At 62.1% G+C, this 16487-nt stretch carries 14 protein-coding genes; 7 read left to right on the top strand and 7 right to left on the bottom strand.

Annotated features, from left to right (window positions below; translation table 11 throughout):
• Positions 1-50: 50 nt before the first annotated feature.
• The gene (locus AC3WOY_RS01245) at positions 51-701 is read right to left on the bottom strand and encodes an arylesterase (RefSeq protein WP_492420523.1); all 651 of its coding nucleotides are present in this window, start codon (positions 699-701) and stop codon (positions 51-53) included.
• On the opposite strand from AC3WOY_RS01245, the gene AC3WOY_RS01240 reads away from it, so the two are divergent.
• A complete protein-coding gene (locus tag AC3WOY_RS01240) occupies positions 700-1383 on the top strand; it encodes an ABC transporter ATP-binding protein (RefSeq protein ID WP_492420521.1) in 684 nt (227 codons plus the stop codon). The two genes, AC3WOY_RS01245 and AC3WOY_RS01240, sit on opposite strands and share 2 nt — an antisense overlap.
• Before the next feature lie 2 nt (positions 1384-1385).
• Here the strand turns inward: AC3WOY_RS01240 and AC3WOY_RS01235 are convergent, their stop codons facing one another.
• Positions 1386-2303 (bottom strand): DMT family transporter, encoded by a 918-nt coding sequence (locus tag AC3WOY_RS01235; RefSeq protein WP_492420519.1) that lies wholly within the window; start codon positions 2301-2303, stop codon positions 1386-1388.
• On the bottom strand, positions 2278-3810 hold the full coding sequence (locus tag AC3WOY_RS01230) for an NAD(P)H-hydrate dehydratase (RefSeq protein WP_492420517.1): 1533 nt from the start codon (positions 3808-3810) through the stop codon (positions 2278-2280). The genes AC3WOY_RS01235 and AC3WOY_RS01230 overlap by 26 nt, the downstream gene beginning before the upstream one ends.
• A 168-nt stretch (positions 3811-3978) precedes the next feature.
• Between AC3WOY_RS01230 and AC3WOY_RS01225 the strand changes: the two genes are divergently transcribed.
• Positions 3979-4242 carry a DUF2249 domain-containing protein gene (locus tag AC3WOY_RS01225; RefSeq protein WP_492420516.1) on the top strand — a complete coding sequence of 88 codons (264 nt, stop codon included), beginning with the start codon at positions 3979-3981 and terminating at the stop codon, positions 4240-4242.
• A 2-nt stretch (positions 4243-4244) separates the two neighbouring features.
• On the opposite strand, the gene AC3WOY_RS01220 is transcribed toward AC3WOY_RS01225, so the two are convergent.
• The 4 genes from AC3WOY_RS01220 to AC3WOY_RS01205 all read right to left on the bottom strand — a co-directional run bounded on the left by AC3WOY_RS01220 (position 4245) and on the right by AC3WOY_RS01205 (position 8811).
• Positions 4245-5357: an NAD(P)/FAD-dependent oxidoreductase gene (locus tag AC3WOY_RS01220; RefSeq protein WP_492420514.1), complete on the bottom strand. Its 1113-nt coding sequence runs from the start codon at positions 5355-5357 to the stop codon at positions 4245-4247.
• Positions 5350-6603 carry a D-amino acid dehydrogenase gene (locus AC3WOY_RS01215; protein ID WP_492420513.1) on the bottom strand — a complete coding sequence of 418 codons (1254 nt, stop codon included), beginning with the start codon at positions 6601-6603 and terminating at the stop codon, positions 5350-5352. Before AC3WOY_RS01215 ends, AC3WOY_RS01220 begins: the two co-directional genes overlap by 8 nt.
• A 180-nt stretch (positions 6604-6783) precedes the next feature.
• Complete coding sequence (locus AC3WOY_RS01210; RefSeq protein ID WP_492420511.1) at positions 6784-7488, bottom strand: ParB-like protein; 705 nt, start codon at positions 7486-7488, stop codon at positions 6784-6786.
• A 3-nt stretch (positions 7489-7491) separates the two neighbouring features.
• Positions 7492-8811: an amidase gene (locus AC3WOY_RS01205; RefSeq protein WP_492420510.1), complete on the bottom strand. Its 1320-nt coding sequence runs from the start codon at positions 8809-8811 to the stop codon at positions 7492-7494.
• 191 nt (positions 8812-9002) lie between these two features.
• On the opposite strand from AC3WOY_RS01205, the gene purL reads away from it, so the two are divergent.
• The 5 genes from purL to AC3WOY_RS01180 all read left to right on the top strand — a co-directional run bounded on the left by purL (position 9003) and on the right by AC3WOY_RS01180 (position 16479).
• Positions 9003-13022, top strand: a complete 4020-nt coding sequence (purL, locus tag AC3WOY_RS01200; RefSeq protein ID WP_492420508.1) for a phosphoribosylformylglycinamidine synthase — start codon at positions 9003-9005, stop codon at positions 13020-13022.
• 223 nt (positions 13023-13245) lie between these two features.
• Positions 13246-13458 (top strand): hypothetical protein, encoded by a 213-nt coding sequence (locus AC3WOY_RS01195; protein WP_492420507.1) that lies wholly within the window; start codon positions 13246-13248, stop codon positions 13456-13458.
• 8 nt (positions 13459-13466) lie between these two features.
• Positions 13467-13589, top strand: coding sequence for a hypothetical protein (locus tag AC3WOY_RS01190; protein WP_492420505.1), 123 nt, complete (start codon positions 13467-13469; stop codon positions 13587-13589).
• A gap of 21 nt (positions 13590-13610) precedes the next feature.
• Positions 13611-14843 carry a polysaccharide pyruvyl transferase family protein gene (locus AC3WOY_RS01185; protein ID WP_492420503.1) on the top strand — a complete coding sequence of 411 codons (1233 nt, stop codon included), beginning with the start codon at positions 13611-13613 and terminating at the stop codon, positions 14841-14843.
• Between the two features lie 283 nt (positions 14844-15126).
• Positions 15127-16479, top strand: coding sequence for a cytochrome ubiquinol oxidase subunit I (locus AC3WOY_RS01180; protein ID WP_492420501.1), 1353 nt, complete (start codon positions 15127-15129; stop codon positions 16477-16479).
• Positions 16480-16487: the final 8 nt, after the last annotated feature.

The following is a 16487-nucleotide window of genomic DNA, read 5'->3' as shown; positions in this document are numbered from 1 at the left end:
AATAAAAAACCGCTCGTCATATCGAGCGGTTTTTTTTCGACTGCTGCTTTTTACTTCTGCAACAGGGACTTCAGATGCGGCCAGATGTTGTTCAGCATGATCGGCTGGGCTTCGGCGAGCGGGTGAATCCGGTCGGCCTGGAACAGTTGCGGCCGGCTGGCAACTCCTTCAAGTAGAAACGGCACGAGCGGAACCTTGGCCTCCTTCGACAGCTTCTGATAAAGGCCGGAAAACCGGTCGGCGTATTCGCGCCCGTAGTTGGGAGGGATCTGCATGCCAACCAGCAGAACCTTTGCCTTCGCCTTCTGGGACTCATGGATCATCGCGCGCAGGTTGGCTTCCGCCGCAGCCAGCGGCAGGCCGCGCAAGCCGTCATTTCCTCCCAGTTCGATCACCACGATGGAGGGGCGATGTTGCCCAAGTAATTCAGCGAGTCGTGCCTTTCCGCCGCTGGTTGTTTCACCGCTGATGCTGGCGTTGACGATACTGGCATCGATTTGTTCGGCCTTTACGCGTTGCTCGAGCAGTGTGACCCATCCGGCACCACGCGCAATGCCATATTCGGCGGAGAGGCTGTCACCGAGCACAAGCACGGTTTTTGATGCAGAATAGGCGCACGTTGCGAAGAAGACCAATGTCAACGTTGCCGCCATCTGTAGCCATCCAATTCCTTTTCCCAATTTCCTGACCTTATCCTGCATGCCTGGACCTTCCTCGAAAACTGCTGCGATTGAAACCATTCATTTGAGCAAGCGTGTCGCTGACGCGACGGGTGAGCTGACGATTCTGCGTGATATCGATTTTACCGTGCAGTCCGGGGAGACGCTGGCGATCGTTGGTGCATCAGGATCGGGGAAGTCCACCTTGCTCGGCCTGCTTGCCGGCCTCGATACGCCGTCGGATGGGACGGTCAAGCTCGATGGCGTGGATATCTTTGAATTGAATGAGGACGGCCGTGCCGGGCTGCGTCAGGCGAAGCTGGGGTTTGTCTTCCAGTCGTTCCAGTTGCTGGCGCACCTGACGGCATTGGAGAACGTGATGCTGCCGCTTGAACTGCGTCGCGACGATGATGCGCGTGAGAAAGCAGAGGCGATGCTGGGACGGGTTGGCCTGTCGAGCCGATTGCGGCACTACCCGAAGTATCTTTCCGGCGGCGAGCAGCAGCGCGTCGCTTTGGCGCGTGCATTCGTGACGGAGCCGCCCTTGCTGTTCGCCGATGAACCGACCGGCAGCCTCGATGCCGTGACCGGCGAGGCGGTCATCAAATTGATGTTCGAGCTGAACGAGGAGCGCGGGTCGACCCTTGTGCTCGTGACGCATGACCCTTCGATTGCTGCGCGCTGCAGGCGTACGATCACCATCGCAGCGGGACAATTGACCTAGCGTCAATGTGAAGGCGGGGCGTCGGCGTGAACGCGTCGATGCTCGACATAGGCGATTCCCACGCCGCCGGCGCAGATGATTCCAATCCCTACAGCAGTCAGACTGTCCGGCAACTGACCGAAGACCAGCCATCCCATTGTCGTTGCCGAAATGATCTGGAGGTAGGCGTACGGTGCGAGGAGCGAGGCTTCGGCGTGTTTATAGGCGCTGTTCACCAGCAGATGGCCGATCGTGCTGGTGATGCCTGTCGACGCAAGGATCAGCCATTCGGTCGTGGACGGAACATGTGGCGTCCAGAAGATGGGAACGATGGCAGTGCTGATGACCATTCCCACCAGTCCGCCGTAGAACAGCGTCACCATCGGATGGTCGAACTGGTTGGTCTTGCGCGTGAGGACGACCACGGCGGCAAAGATCAGCGCTGAGAGGAGGCCGAGCATCACGCCGACGGGGACAATGCTTCCGCCCGGCCGCATGACGATCAGCATGCCGGTAAACCCGACTGCAACCGCGACCCAGCGCGAAGCATACGACTTTTCCTTGAGCAGCCAGGGCGAGATGGCGAGCACGAACAGCGGGGCGCAGAAGTTCATCGCCGTGCCTTCGGAGAGCGGAACGATCTTCAGCACCGAAAAGAAGACGACGGTGGACAGGAGCAGGAGTGTTGCCCGGAAGAGTTGCAGTCCCGGCCTTCGCGTCCGGAGGATGCTGTGGCCGTACCTGCGGTAAAAGTGCGGCGCGAGGACGGCGGCCATCAGTAGCGTATTCAGCGAATACCGCATCCACGCGATCATGACGACGTGGTAGCCGGATTGGGCCAGCAGCTTTCCCGCCGTATCGAGCAGGGAAAGCGTCCATTGTCCGAGTACAAGGCAGGCGATGCCGAGCCAGAGCTTAGCGCGGGGTGTGGCTGTCGGCATGCGCTTCCGTAAGCTGGTTCAAGATTGTGCGCACCGCGGGGATCAGTTCGCTTGCCGTGAGTCCGATGGGACCGGCACCTTGCCGTACCAGTGTATCGGCCGCTTGTCCGTGCAGCCATGTGGCGGCCAGTGCGGTATTCCATGCCGGGATACCTTGCGCCAGCAGGGCGCCGCAGATCCCTGCAAGCACGTCACCGGTGCCTGCCGTCGCCAGTGCCGGATTGCCGGTCGTGTTAACGGCGATTTCGCCATCCTGCCGCGCGATGATGGTGCCGGAACCCTTGAGGACGACAACAGCGTGGAAGCGGCGGGCAAGCTCGCGCGCCGACTGCAGGCGGTCCGATTGCACTTCGTGCGTCGTCGAGCCGAGGAGCCGTGCGGCTTCAAGCGGATGCGGTGTGATGATCGTCGGCCCCATTCGTTCGGCCATCCGGGATTGCAGGCCGGGTTCAGCAGCGATCAGGTTCAGTGCGTCTGCATCGGCCACCAGCGGTCCCGAGCCAAGCAGGGCTCTTGCCAATACATCATTCGCTTCACGCGATGTGCCCATGCCAGGTCCGGCAACCAGTGCGCCGGAGCCGAATTCCATCGTTGCGGCCGCGCGGCACATCAATTCCGGCTGCACGCTGTCGTAAGAGGGGGGATCGCCGATAAAGGCGGCATATACCCGCCCGGCGCCGCATTTGGCGGCAGCCCTGGCAGCGAGGATGGGCGCGCCAGCCATTCCCGGGGCGCCACCGACAATGATGACGTCGCCGAAGCTCCCTTTGTGGGAATGATGCGGTCGCTTTTTCAAAAAACTGGAAAAGGCCTCTACCGAATTCAGGTGCATGCGGGCCGGATTGAAGCGGCCGGCGTCGATGTCCAGTCCCGCTACGTGGACGTGGCCTGCGCAGTCGCGTCCGTACAGCGTGTGGAGGCCTGGCTTGTCTGCGATAAAGGTGATGGTATGGGTAGCACGCACCGCTATGCCGTCATCGCCGATGATTGCTCCTGTGTCGGCGTCGAGTCCGCTCGGGACATCCAGGGCGAGCACGGGGCAGGGCAGGGCGTTGATGCGTTCGACGAGATGGCGGTGAATGCCGGCAATCGGCCGCGCAAGGCCAATGCCGAACAGACCGTCGATCGCAAGGTCGCATGGGCCCATCGCTTCGGGCAATGCGGTTGCCGCGTCGACGATGTGCAGGGGACTGTTGCGCGCGCGCTCCAGCACTTGGCGCGCATCGACGGGCAGGCGTGCAGGATCGGCACACAGCAGCACGGTCACATCCAGTCCGTGTTCCGCGAGAAGACGCGCTGCTTCCACTGCATCGCCGCCATTATTGCCCGGACCGGCAAATGCGAGGATGCGTGTTCCGGCAGAGGCGTTGGCCAGAAGACCAAGCGCGAATTGCGCGGCTGCCTTGCCGGCGCGCTGCATCAGTGTTCCTTCTGGCAGGACGGGAATGCAGGCCTGTTCGATCTCGCGGATCTCGGAAACGGTGTAGAGCGCGGTCTGAGCGGACATGGGGAGCGGGTGTTCGGTGAGCGTCAATGGATTTTATGCCAAGTCGCCGGATGTCGCGGAAATGTCTCGGTTTTCGTTGCTCGGGATTAAAGATTCATTTATTATGAATGTTAAATCCGCTTGTCCTAAAGCGTGCATTTTCAAATTATTCAACCCAAGGAGTCTGGCATGTCACACGATTGTTCCCGTCCGCTTGTTTCTGAAGGCATTTACCCGTTCGACGCGCGTGGTATCGCGAAGCGTTTCCGCCATGCGGCGATTTTCGGTGCGCTCGATGCCCTCGAACCGGGGGAAACGATGCGCTTCTGCAATGACCACGATCCCTTGCCCTTGCTCGCACAGATCGACAATTATTTCGGACCTCGCATCAAGATGGCCTACGTCAAGCGCGAGCCGGGCGAAATCGTGATCGATTTCCTGGTCGCTTCCTGATGCTATTTGCCGAGCAGGGCAGCCGCATGCGCCGCAATCGCGAGCGATGCGGTCAAGCCCGGCGATTCGATGCCGTATAGACCGAGGTAGTGCGGGCTGCCGTGCGAGGCAAACAGGAAGTCGGCGGCTGGCGCGCCGGGTGGTGTGATTTTCGGACGCACGCCGGAATAGGCCGGCTGCAATGCGCCATCGCCGAGGTCCGGCCAATAGGCGCGGATCTCGCGGTAGAAGGATGCGGCGCGGGCCGGATCGACGCTGTAGTCGATATCTTCCTGCGACGGTGAAAGCCATTCGACATCCGGGCCGAATCGCGCCTGGCCGCCCATGTCGAGGGTGAGGTGCACACCGAGGCCTCCCGGTTCGGGCACGGGATAGATCAGGCGCGAAAACGGCGCCTTGCCTGCGAGCGAATAGTAATTGCCTTTTGCAAAATGGGCCCCGGGGATGGATGCCGGGTCCAGTCCTTCGATTGTGCTGGCAAGGCGCGGTGCCCACAGCCCCCCGCAGTTGACGAGCGTGGCAGCCTCCAGCTCGGTTTCTTCGCCTTCTCCGGTCTGGACCTGCATGACGACGCCTGCATCCGTCAGTCGTCCCGACACCACTTTGCTGTCCATTGCAAAAACGGCACCCGCATTTTCGGCGTCGCCCTGCAACGCGAGCATGTAGGCATGGGTATCGATGATGCCGGTATTGGGAGAGTGCAGGGCGGCAACGCAGGAAAGCGAGGGTTCCATTGCCCTGGTGCTTTCGCCATCGAGCCAGCTGACCTCGGTGCAGCCGTTGGCCTGTGCCTGCGCGAGGATGGCAGTGAGCTTCGTGATCTGCTGGTCCGAGGTGGCAACCACGAGTTTTCCGCAGCGCCGATATGCGATGCCATTCGCATCGCAGTAGGCATAGAGAGCGTCACGTCCTTGCACGCACAGGCGAGCCTTGAGGCTGCCGGTCGGGTAGTACAGGCCGGCGTGGATGACTTCGCTGTTGCGCGAACTTGTTTCCATGCCGATCGACGGATGCCGTTCGATCACGATGACATCCCGGCCCTTGCGTGCAAGCTCCCTTGCGATCGCAAGGCCGACGACGCCGGCGCCGACGACGGCGCAGTCGACCCTATCCATAACGCGACAGTGTCAGCCCGTCCATGTCGATGTCGGGCGCATAGCCGGACACGATATCCGCGAGCACCTTGCCCGAGCCTGCAGCCATGGTCCAGCCGTTGGAACCATGCCCGATGTTGACGAATACATTGCGGACAGGCGTCGCGCCGATGAGGGGTGGTCCGTCCGGCAGCATCGGCCGTACGCCGGTCCAGAAATTGGCCTGCGAATAATTGGCGGCGTCGGGAAACCAGTCGCTGCCGACCTTGAGCAGCGTGCGCAGCGCACGGTCGCGCAGCTCGTTGGAGCGAGCACCGAGCTCAGCGGTACCCGCAATCCGGACGCGTCCTCCCAGGCGCGTAATGGCGACCCGGTATGCCTCGTCCACCACTGCAGCCTGCGGCGCCTGGTCGAAGTTCTTGATTTGTGCGGTAGCTGAATAGCCTTTCACCGGATACATCGGCACATGGATGCCCAGCGGCTTGAGCAGGTCGGCGCTGTCGATGCCGGCGGCGACGACCACGGCATCGGCAGGGTAGCGGCCTTCGTCGATCTGCAGGGCGACGCCTCGCGACTCGGTTTCGATGGCGTGCACGGTACTCGTGAAGTGGAACTGCACACCGATGGAACTGGCGATCTGTTTGAGGCGCTTGGTGAACAGCGGGCAGTTGCCTGCCTCATCCTGGGGAAGATAGATGCCGCCGGCCAGCGGCGTGCCGGATGCAAGTGCCGGTTCGATCGTGCGCACGCCGTCCGCATCGAGGAGCTGGTGCGGCAATCCGTTCTCCGCCAGGAGTTCAATGCCCGGCTCTGCGAGCTGGCGATCCTTTTCTGTCCGGAATAGCTGCAACAACCCCTGGGTTTGCTCATAATCGATCTGGTAATAGTCGCGCATCTGGCGGAGGATGTCGCGGCTGTAGAGCGCGAGGCGCTGCATGCGCGAGCGGTTGATGCGGTAACGCTCCAGTTCGCACTCCGCCATCCAGCGGCGCACCCAGTTCCACATCGTGCGGTCCAGGGTCGGCTTCAGCGTGACCGGCGCCTCGGAGCGAAAGAGGTGGGAGAGGATTTTTTTCGGCATGCCCGGAGCGGCCCAGGGAGCAGCATAGCCCGGGGCGACCATGCCGCCATGGGCAAAGCTCGCCTCCTGGGCGACATTCTGGTGCCGTTCGATGACAACGACGTCATGCCCCGCTTCCGCAAGGAAGTACGCGGTACAGACGCCGACAACGCCGCCACCGACCACTGCTATTTGTTTTTGTGTCACTGAATAACCTGATTGCTGTTGACTGCAGTTGCAGTACAAGGATGCATGAACGAGAGGATAAGCCGGAATGCGGGCAGGCGATGTTCGCCCGGGTCAAGGAATCGTAGACCGCCGGACATATTTCTAGTTCAACGGCGTAATTTTATTCGACGGCGGCCGATGCGGCATCCGTCATGCGGATCAATGCTTGCAGGGACCGGGATAGCCAGGGAGCTCCCGTGCTTCCGGCTGGCATGCAAGCGCCTCGGCGGCCTGCAAGGCTTCCAGGAGATTGAGCCGGTCGATGGGTCGCCAGCCCATGCTGCTGCCGAAATAACGTGCCCAGTGGAATTCCATGAAGTAGGCGTCGGTCTTGCGGTAATAGCCGGCATCCTGGGCGTATCCGGCAAGCGCACGATACGGGTCATCGGCGAGATCCGTGAGCCGCCTGGGCAGTGCGGACGGCTGGATGGGATTGCCCTTCGGATCGAACAGGTAGACCCAGCGCCTGGCCTGCATCTCTTGCCAGAAGGTCGCAGGATTGTCGAAACGGCCAATCACCTGGGCCGTGGCGCGTTGGGCACCGGCCCGTACGAGGACGCTTGCGAGATGGTGACTGTCGGTGAGATAAAAGCTTCCGTCGGGGCCTTCCACGACTGGAATGGGGCGTCTGGCCGTATAGCGAACGAAATCGGTTTCGCCCGCCATGCGCGCCGCGCGTTCCTCTACCTGGATCATGCCGACTGCGGGCTGGGTAGGCCGGAGGGCGGAGAGTGCAATTTCGCACGTCGCGTTGACGGGTATGTCGCGGCTGCACTGAGGGGCGGCAAAGCTTGCGGAAAGCGGCGCGAGCGCGAGGGCCAAGGCAGCGAGAAAGCGCACAGAGGCGCGGGGCAGGCGGTGCATTTTTTATCTCGGCTGCAGCGTGTGCTCGATGGCGCGTGCAACGGCGAGGATCTTGCGGTCGGACATGGCCGGTCCTGCCACCATCAGGCCGACGGGCAGCGTTCCCTCTGCATGGCAGGGCAGGGAAACGGCGCAGCCATCGAGGAGATTGATGGTGGATGGATTGCGCAACAACAGGCCGTTCGCCTTGAAGAAGGCATCCTCCGATTCCTCGAGTTCGGCGATTGGCGGCGCCACCATCGGCACGGTCGGCATGATCAGCGAATCGAACGGGCCGAGGGCTTCTTCCATGCGCGCAATCCAGTCGCGGCGATTGCGGTGCATGTCGATGTAGTCGGCAGCACTCATCGATTCGCCCATCTTGATGCGCTTGGCCACGCGGAAGTCGTATTCCGCCTCGCGGGTGGACAGCAGGCCCCGGTGCCACGAGAAAGATTCCGGGCCGGAAAAGCGATTGAGGCTGGACGCTTCCGCAAGCAGCCCGAAAGGCGCGTCGACGATCTTCGCACCTGCGGCGGACAGCCGGGACAACGCGGAGGAGAATGATTCGGCGACATGCGGGTCTAGGCCGTCGAGCATGGCCGTTTGCGGAACCGCGAGGCGCAGCCCGGCCAGCGGCAGGTCGGGAATCGACAGGGCGGTATTGGCAATGATGCCGTCGACCAGGATGCAGTCATCCACGGAGCGCGTCATGGCGCAGATCGTGTCGAGCGTCGTGGACAACGGCACGGTGCCGGCAGTCGGGACTCGGCGAGCCGTCGGTTTGAATCCGACGATGCCGCAAAGCGCCGCGGGAATGCGGATCGAACCGCCGGTATCGGAGCCGATGGCTGCCACGCACAGGCCGGTCGCGACGGATACGGCGGCCCCCGAGGACGACCCGCCCGGGATGCGGGCGACGGAGGTGTCGGCCGGATTGGCCGGTGTGCCGTAGTGCGGATTGAGGCCGACGCCGGAGTAGGCGAACTCCGTCATGTTCGTCTTGCCGATGATGGCGGCCCCGGCAATGCGCAGGCGCTTGACGACCGGTGCATCGGATTTTGCCGGAGGCGAATCGCTTAGCACTGTCGACCCGGCAAGCGTCGTTTCGCCTGCGATATCGACCAGGTCCTTGATCGACACGGGGAGGCCGGCAAGCGGCGAGATTTCGACGCCAGCAGCCCGCATGCTGTCGGCATGCTCCCCGGCGGCGCGTGCGGCTTCGGGATAGAGGCGGGTGAACACCGCAGGATATTTTTGCGCCTCGTCCAGGCTGACTTCCACCAGCGAATAACGGGAGTAGCGGTCGAGGGCCGGGATCGATTTTGCGGTCAGCGGATTCATGCGGAATACGGTTGATCTTGAGGTGGAGGTGGCTCGTCAACAATAGCATACAGGGCGAAATGTCACGAAGCGCCGTGGGTACATTGACAAGCTGCCATGATGCGGCATCGCGGTATAATCACGGTTTCCGATTTAACCTGCAACCACGCCGTGCCATTCCACGGCCGCGCTGCATCAATTCTCTTGCCGCCATGTTGATTCTGCCGGGCTCCAATGCCCTGTCTGCCTTCCGTACCCAGCGTCTTTTGTCACAATTGCAAGCAGTCGAGCCCGCTATCATCGGGGTTACCGGACGCTTCCTCCATTTCGTCGATGCGGCAAACGCACCGAGCCAGGACGACATCGGACGCCTGAACGCGCTGCTCACCTATGGCGAGCCCTTCACGGCATCGGCGGACGGCGACGAATTCGTGGTCATTCCTCGCTTCGGCACGATTTCTCCGTGGGCGAGCAAGGCGACCGATATCGTCCACAACTGCGGCATGACGCACATCAAGCGCGTCGAGCGCGGCGTGTCCTACCACGTGCAGCTCAAGACCGGCCTGCTTGGCGGTGCGAAGAAGCTGTCGGAGGCGGCGGTGCAGGAAGTCGCTGCCTTGCTGCATGACCGGATGACAGAGACGGTCCTGCGCAATGCGAATGATGCGGCAGGCTTGTTCCGCGAACTCGATGCCAAGCCGCTGGAATTCGTCGATGTCCTCGCCGGTGGCAGGAGCGCGCTGGTCACAGCCAACACCGAGCTCGGCCTCGCGTTGTCGGAAGACGAAATCGACTACCTGCTCAATGCCTTCACCCAGGCAAGGCGGAACCCGACCGACGTCGAGCTGATGATGTTCGCACAGGCCAACAGCGAACATTGCCGCCACAAGATTTTCAACGCGGACTGGACCATTGACGGCGTCGCGCAGGACAAGTCGCTGTTCGCGATGATCAAGAATACCCACCAGCTCAATCCCAAGGGCACGGTGGTGGCTTACAGCGACAACTCCTCCATCATCGAAGGCGCGTCGGTGATGCGCTTCTTCCCGAACGGTGCGAAGAACGGCAACGTGTACGAGGAGAAGGAAGAGCTCACCCATATCCTGATGAAGGTCGAGACGCACAACCACCCGACGGCGATTTCGCCGTTCCCCGGTGCGTCGACCGGCGCCGGTGGCGAAATCCGCGACGAAGGCGCGACCGGCCGCGGCGCGAAGCCCAAGGCGGGTCTGACGGGCTTCACCGTCTCCAACCTGATGCTGACGCATTCCGTGCAGCCGTGGGAAAACGCGCGCGATGCGACCGAACCGGTCGCACAGCGCGAAAATCACGGGCAATCCGGCATCTATGGCAAGCCCGACCGCATTGCATCGCCCCTGCAGATCATGATCGACGGGCCCATCGGTGGCGCGGCATTCAACAATGAGTTCGGGCGCCCGAACCTCGGCGGCTATTTCCGCACCTACGAACAGAAGGTTGCCGGAAAGGTCTACGGTTATCACAAGCCGATCATGATCGCCGGCGGCATGGGCAACATCTCGGCCAAGCATACGAAGAAGCATGACCTGCCCGTCGGCAGCCTGCTGATCCAGCTTGGCGGTCCGGGCATGCGCATCGGCATGGGCGGCAGTGCCGCATCCTCGATGGCAACCGGCACCAATACGGCCGACCTCGACTTCGATTCCGTGCAGCGCGGCAATCCGGAGATGGAGCGCCGTGCGCAGGAAGTCATCAATGCCTGCTGGGCAATGGGTGACGACAATCCGATTCTCTCCATCCATGATGTCGGCGCGGGGGGCCTGTCCAACGCCTTCCCCGAAATCACGAATGACGCCAAGCGTGGTGCAATTTTCGACCTGCGCAAAGTGCCGCTGGAAGAAAGCGGCATGGCGCCGAAGGAAATCTGGAGCAACGAATCGCAGGAACGCTATGTGCTGGCCATCGCGCCGGAAAGCCTGCCGCTGTTCCAGTTCCTGTGCGAACGCGAGCGCTCGCCGTTCGCGGTTATCGGTACGGCGACCGAAGAGCGCCAGCTGAAGGTGATCGACCCCGAACACGACAACAATCCGGTCGACATGCCGATGGATGTCCTGCTGGGCAAGCCGCCGAAGATGCACCGCGACGTGGAGCATGTCGCCAACGATTTCCCCGCTGTCGACCTCACCGGCATCGAGCTGGAGGACGCTGCCCAGCGCGTCCTGCGCCTGCCGACCGTGGCCGACAAATCCTTCCTGATCACCATCGGCGACCGCACGGTCGGCGCGACTTCCGTGCGCGACCAGATGGTCGGTCCGTGGCAGGTGCCGGTGGCCGATTGCGCGGTCACGGCAATGAGCTTTGAAGGTTATCGCGGCGAAGCGATGGCCATGGGCGAGCGCACGCCGCTGGCCGTGGTCAATGCCGCCGCCTCCGGGCGCATGGCAGTCGGCGAAGCGATCACGAATATTGCCGCCGCGCCGATCGCCGATATCTCCGACATCAAGCTGTCCGCCAACTGGATGGCGGCGTGCGGCCAGCCCGGCCAGGATGCAGCCCTGTTCGACACAGTGAAAGCGGTCGGCATGGAGCTGTGCCCGGCACTGGGCGTCAGCATCCCGGTGGGCAAGGATTCCCTGTCGATGCGTACGACGTGGAAGGACGCCGAAGGCAGCAAGGAAGTCGTCTCGCCGGTGTCGCTGATCGTGTCCGCATTTGCGCCGGTGCCGGACGTGCGCCTGTCGCTCACGCCGCAACTGCGCAAGGACCTGGGCGAAACCGCGCTCATCCTGATCGACCTCGGACGCGGCAAGAACCGCATGGGCGCATCCGCGCTGACGCAGGTGATGCAGCAGATCGGCAATGACGTGCCCGACGTGGACAGCCCGGAAGACCTCAAGGCCTTCTTCAAGGCCATCCAGCAGCTCAACTCCGAGCGCAAGCTGCTCGCCTATCACGACCGTTCGGATGGCGGCCTGTTTGCGACGCTGTGCGAGATGTCATTCGCCGGCCGCACCGGCGTCTCGGTCAACCTCGACATCCTGACCATGGAAGGCGAGCACTCCTCCGATTCGGGCGAGGCAAAGAACTGGGCCGGCCAGATCGCCGAGCGGCGCAATGACATGACGCTGCGCGCTCTGTTCAGCGAAGAGCTTGGTGCTGTAATCCAGGTGCGTGCCGACCAGAAGTCGGAGGTGATGAACGTGCTGCGTTCGTTCAACCTTGGCGCGTGCAGCCACATCATCGGCAAGCTCAATGACCGCGATGCGGTCGAGTTCACGCGCGATGCGAAGGTTGTTTTCAGCCAGCAGCGTGTCGAGCTGCAGCGTTTGTGGAGCGAGACAAGCTGGCGCATCGCGCGCCTGCGCGACAACCCGGCCTGTGCCGACGCGGAATACGACCGCATCCTCGACACGTCCGATCCCGGCATGACGCCGAAGCTGACCTTCGATCCGCAGCAGGATATCGCCGCACCGTACATTTCTACCGGGGCGAAGCCGAAGGTGGCGATCCTGCGCGAGCAGGGCGTCAATTCGCATGTCGAGACAGCGTACGTAATGCACAAGTCCGGCTTCGCCGCCGTCGACGTTCACATGAGCGACCTGATCGCCGGCCGTGCGCGGCTGGATGATTTCAAGGGATTCATCGCCGTCGGCGGTTTCTCCTATGGCGACGTGCTGGGCGCCGGCGAGGGCTGGGCCAAGACCGTCCTGTTCAATGCCAAGCTGGCCGAGCAGTTCTCCGGATTCTTCAACCGCGGCGACACGTTCGCGCTGGGCATCTGCAACGGCTGCCAGATGATGAGCAACCTCAAGTCCATCATCCCCGGCGCCCATGCATGGCCGAAGTTTACGCGCAACAAGTCGGAGCAGTTCGAGGGGCGTTTCGCCATGGTCGAGGTGGGGGAGTCGCCGTCGATCTTCTTCGCGGGCATGGCGGGTACGCAGACCCCGATCGCTGTGGCGCATGGCGAAGGTTTTGCCGACTTCTCGCAGACGGGCGACATCAGCCAGGCACTTGTCGCGATGCGCTGGATCGATAACAAGGGCCAGGCGACCGAAGCCTATCCGTTCAATCCGAATGGTTCGCCGCAGGGGATCACCTCCGTGACGACGCCGGACGGCCGGTTCACGGTCATGATGCCGCATGCGGAACGCGTGTTCCGCTCCGTGCAGCATTCGTGGCATCCGGACGGATGGGGCGAATATTCACCGTGGATGCGCATGTTCCGCAATGCGCGCAAGTGGGTTGGCTGACGAAGGCAATCCAATTCCGGGTAATGCCAGGAAGAAATCCCCGTCCAAGGAAACTGGACGGGGATTTTCTTTTGGAAGGCAGGCATGGAATGAGCAGTGCAAGTTTTGCCACGGCAAGGAAGGCGGCATTGTCCCGATCGCCGCTCTGCCATTCTTGCGCCCGCTCAAAGGTTGTCAATTGCGCAACGGTAGACTCATCTTGAGCCAATCGCAGGAGACAGCCATGGTCATATCGCAAAGCATGAAGGCATGCGGAATCGCGCTGCCGCTGTCGGTCGCCATTGCTGCCTGTGGCGGTGGCGGCGGCGAGCCCGGCGTGTCTCCGCATACGAACAATGGCGCTGACGTCCGGCTGCATCCGGAAGCGTATGTCGAACGCTGGTGGCCCGGATGCGGTGAAGGCAATAATTCCTGCACGCCCCCGGCCGTGCGCTGATTGCCGCCATGCCTTACCGCCATCGCTTCCAGCGTCTTCATCAGCGGCGTCTGCAGCGGCAGCAGCGCCGCCTGCGCGCTTTTCTTCCGGCATTCCTGCGGCGCTACCTGCGCGAGCGGACGTTCTCCTGAGCGACGGCACGCGGGTATATCATGACCCTCGTGACTCCCGCTTCGCCCGACGCCGTTCCCACCATCCTGTTTGGCGCTTTCGACCGCCACAATTTCGGGGATCTGCTGCTCCCTCACATCGCCAAGGCCTTGCTTGCACCGGAACATCCTGTCTTCGCCGGGCTTGTCGCACGGGATATGCGCGCCTTCGGCGGACATCGGGTGGAGGCACTTGCCGATCTCGCGGTACGCCTGCGTGATTGTCCGGTGAATATCGTCCATACCGGCGGCGAATTGCTGACTTGCGATGCATGGCAGGCGGCTGCAATGACCTTGCCTTTGGAGGAGGCACCGGAGATCATCGCCCGTCTCGACAGGCGTCCGCGCGAGGCACTGGAATGGGCAAACCGCAGAACCGGCATCGCTGCACTCGCTCCCTACACTGTTCAGCGTGACCTGTTTCCGCAGGCGCGCACGGTACTCTACAACGCGGTGGGCGGTGTCGATCTTGATACAAGGGATCGGGCGTTCAGGGAAAAAGTGTTCGCCAACCTGAGAGCCGCTGACGGTGTTGGCGTGCGCGATGCTTCGACCCTGGCACATCTGCAGGTTGCGGGAATTCCTGCGCACCTCATGCCCGATCCTGCGGTCATGGTGGGCGACCTGTTCGGCGACGAGATCGGCCGGCGCAGCGGCGAGGGCGAAATTGTCCGCATCCGTCATGCATTCCCCAAGGGTTATCTCGCTGTGCAATTCAGTGCCGATTTCTGCGACGATGCAATGCTGTCGACGCTTGCAGCACGGCTCGATGAACTCGCGCGCACTACCGGACTAGGGATCGTTTTCTTCCGCGCGGGCGCGGCCCCCTGGCATGACGACATCGACTGTTTCAGACGCGTTGCCTCGCGCATGCCATCTGGCATGGCAGATATCTTTACATCGCTCGGCTTGTGGGACATTTGCGCCCTGATTGCGTCCAGCCGGGGCTATCTGGGAAGCAGCCTGCATGGCAGGATCGTTGCAATGGCATTCGCGTTGCCTCGCCTGAATCTTGTGCGCTTCCCGGGGCGCAGCAAACAGGCGGCCTTTGCCGCGGCATGGGAATCGGAGAGGGCGCCCTGCACCGTACAAATCGACGGCATCGTCCAAGGCATGCAGGCGGCGCTCGCCGCCGATGTGCATTCGCTCCGGCTGCAGGCAAGACAACTTGCGGATTGCTATCGCCAGGCATTCCAGCACTTGTGTAGCCATCATTTTTTTGGTGGAGATGCATAAGCATCAGCTTATTTATTAGCCAAAAAAATTAATTTTTCTTTTGAGTTTTTTGCGGCTATAGTCGTTTCTGTCTGGCTGCGGATACGGTGTTTTGCTGTCACGATCAATTCATGGCAATACTCTCCGGGTGTTGCCGGTGGTTGCGTATGGAGACACGCATCGCGCATGACGCGATGCGGAAACAAGTGCGGCCAAGCCGCCTAATGCGAGGACGATTGGCGTAATGTGCGCATCTGCGCTCCCGCTCTCGTCCAGGAAGAATTCCAACCATACGTGAGCACATATGACCGATCCACTCATGCTGGCGCGCATCCAGTTCGCAAGCAACATCACCTTCCACATCCTGTTCCCGACGATTTCGATCGCGCTGGGATGGGTGCTGCTGTTCTTCAAGCTGCGCCATGGCAAGACAGGCGATGCGAAATGGGCTGAAGCCTACCAGTTCTGGGTAAAGATATTCGCGCTGACCTTCGCGCTGGGCGTTGTGTCGGGCATCACCATGAGTTTTCAGTTCGGCACCAACTGGCCGGGTTTCATGGAAACCGTCGGCAACATCGCGGGGCCGCTGCTCGCCTATGAAGTACTCACCGCATTCTTCCTCGAGGCAACCTTTCTCGGCATCATGCTGTTCGGTGCGCAGCGCGTCTCCAACCGCGTGCATACGCTCGCGACCTTTCTTGTCGCTGCAGGAACGACCTTGTCGGCGTTCTGGATCATCGCGCTCAACTCCTGGATGCATACGCCGGTCGGCTTCGCGATGATCGATGGCAAGGCACATGCGGTGGACTGGCTGGCGATCATCTTCAATCCCTCCATGCCCTATCGCCTGACCCACATGCTGCTCGCGTCGGGCCTGACGGTCGCGTTCCTCGTGGCCGGCATTTCCGCCTACCGCTGGCTGCGCGGCGACCGCACCGGATCGGTCATGGCCGCGCTCAGGACGGGTGTTGCCATCGCCGCCTTGCTGATTCCGGTGCAGATTTTCGTCGGCGACATGCACGGCCTCAACACGTTGGAGCACCAGCCGGCAAAGATCGCGGCGATGGAAGGAATCTGGGAAACCGAACGCGGTGCGCCGCTGCTGCTGTTTGCCGTACCCGATGCGAAGGAGCGTACGAATCACTTTGAAATCGGCATCCCGCGCATGGCGGCGTTGATTCTCAAGCATGACGCCGAGGGCGAGCTGAAAGGCATCGCCGCATTCGGCGACAAGCATCCGCCTGTCGCGCCGCTGTTCTTCGGCTTCCGTGTGATGGTCGGAACCGGTGTGCTGATGCTGCTCGTCTCATGGTTCGGCGCCTGGCAACTGAAGCGCCGGGGTGAGCCGGCCCCGTGGCTCGCGCGGGCGCTGGTGGCGATGACGTTCTCCGGCTGGCTGGCGACGGTCGCCGGCTGGTATGTGACGGAGATCGGCCGGCAACCTTACCTGGTGCAGGGCGTACTGACAACCGCTCAGGCGACATCGACCGTACCCGCGCCGATGATCGCCACCACGCTCGCGATGTACCTGTCCCTGTATGCGGTGCTGACACTGGCCTACATCACCGTGCTGTTCTACCTCGCACGCAAGGCAGGATACGGCAAGCATGATGGAGCCTCCGCGCCTTCGATGCACACGCAACTCGCCAACGCCTGAAGAGAACC

The organism is Noviherbaspirillum sp. FW303-A3 (assembly GCF_058788695.1).
The sequence above is the reverse complement of the archived record's forward strand: the minus strand, read 5'-3'. Positions and strand labels throughout refer to the sequence as shown.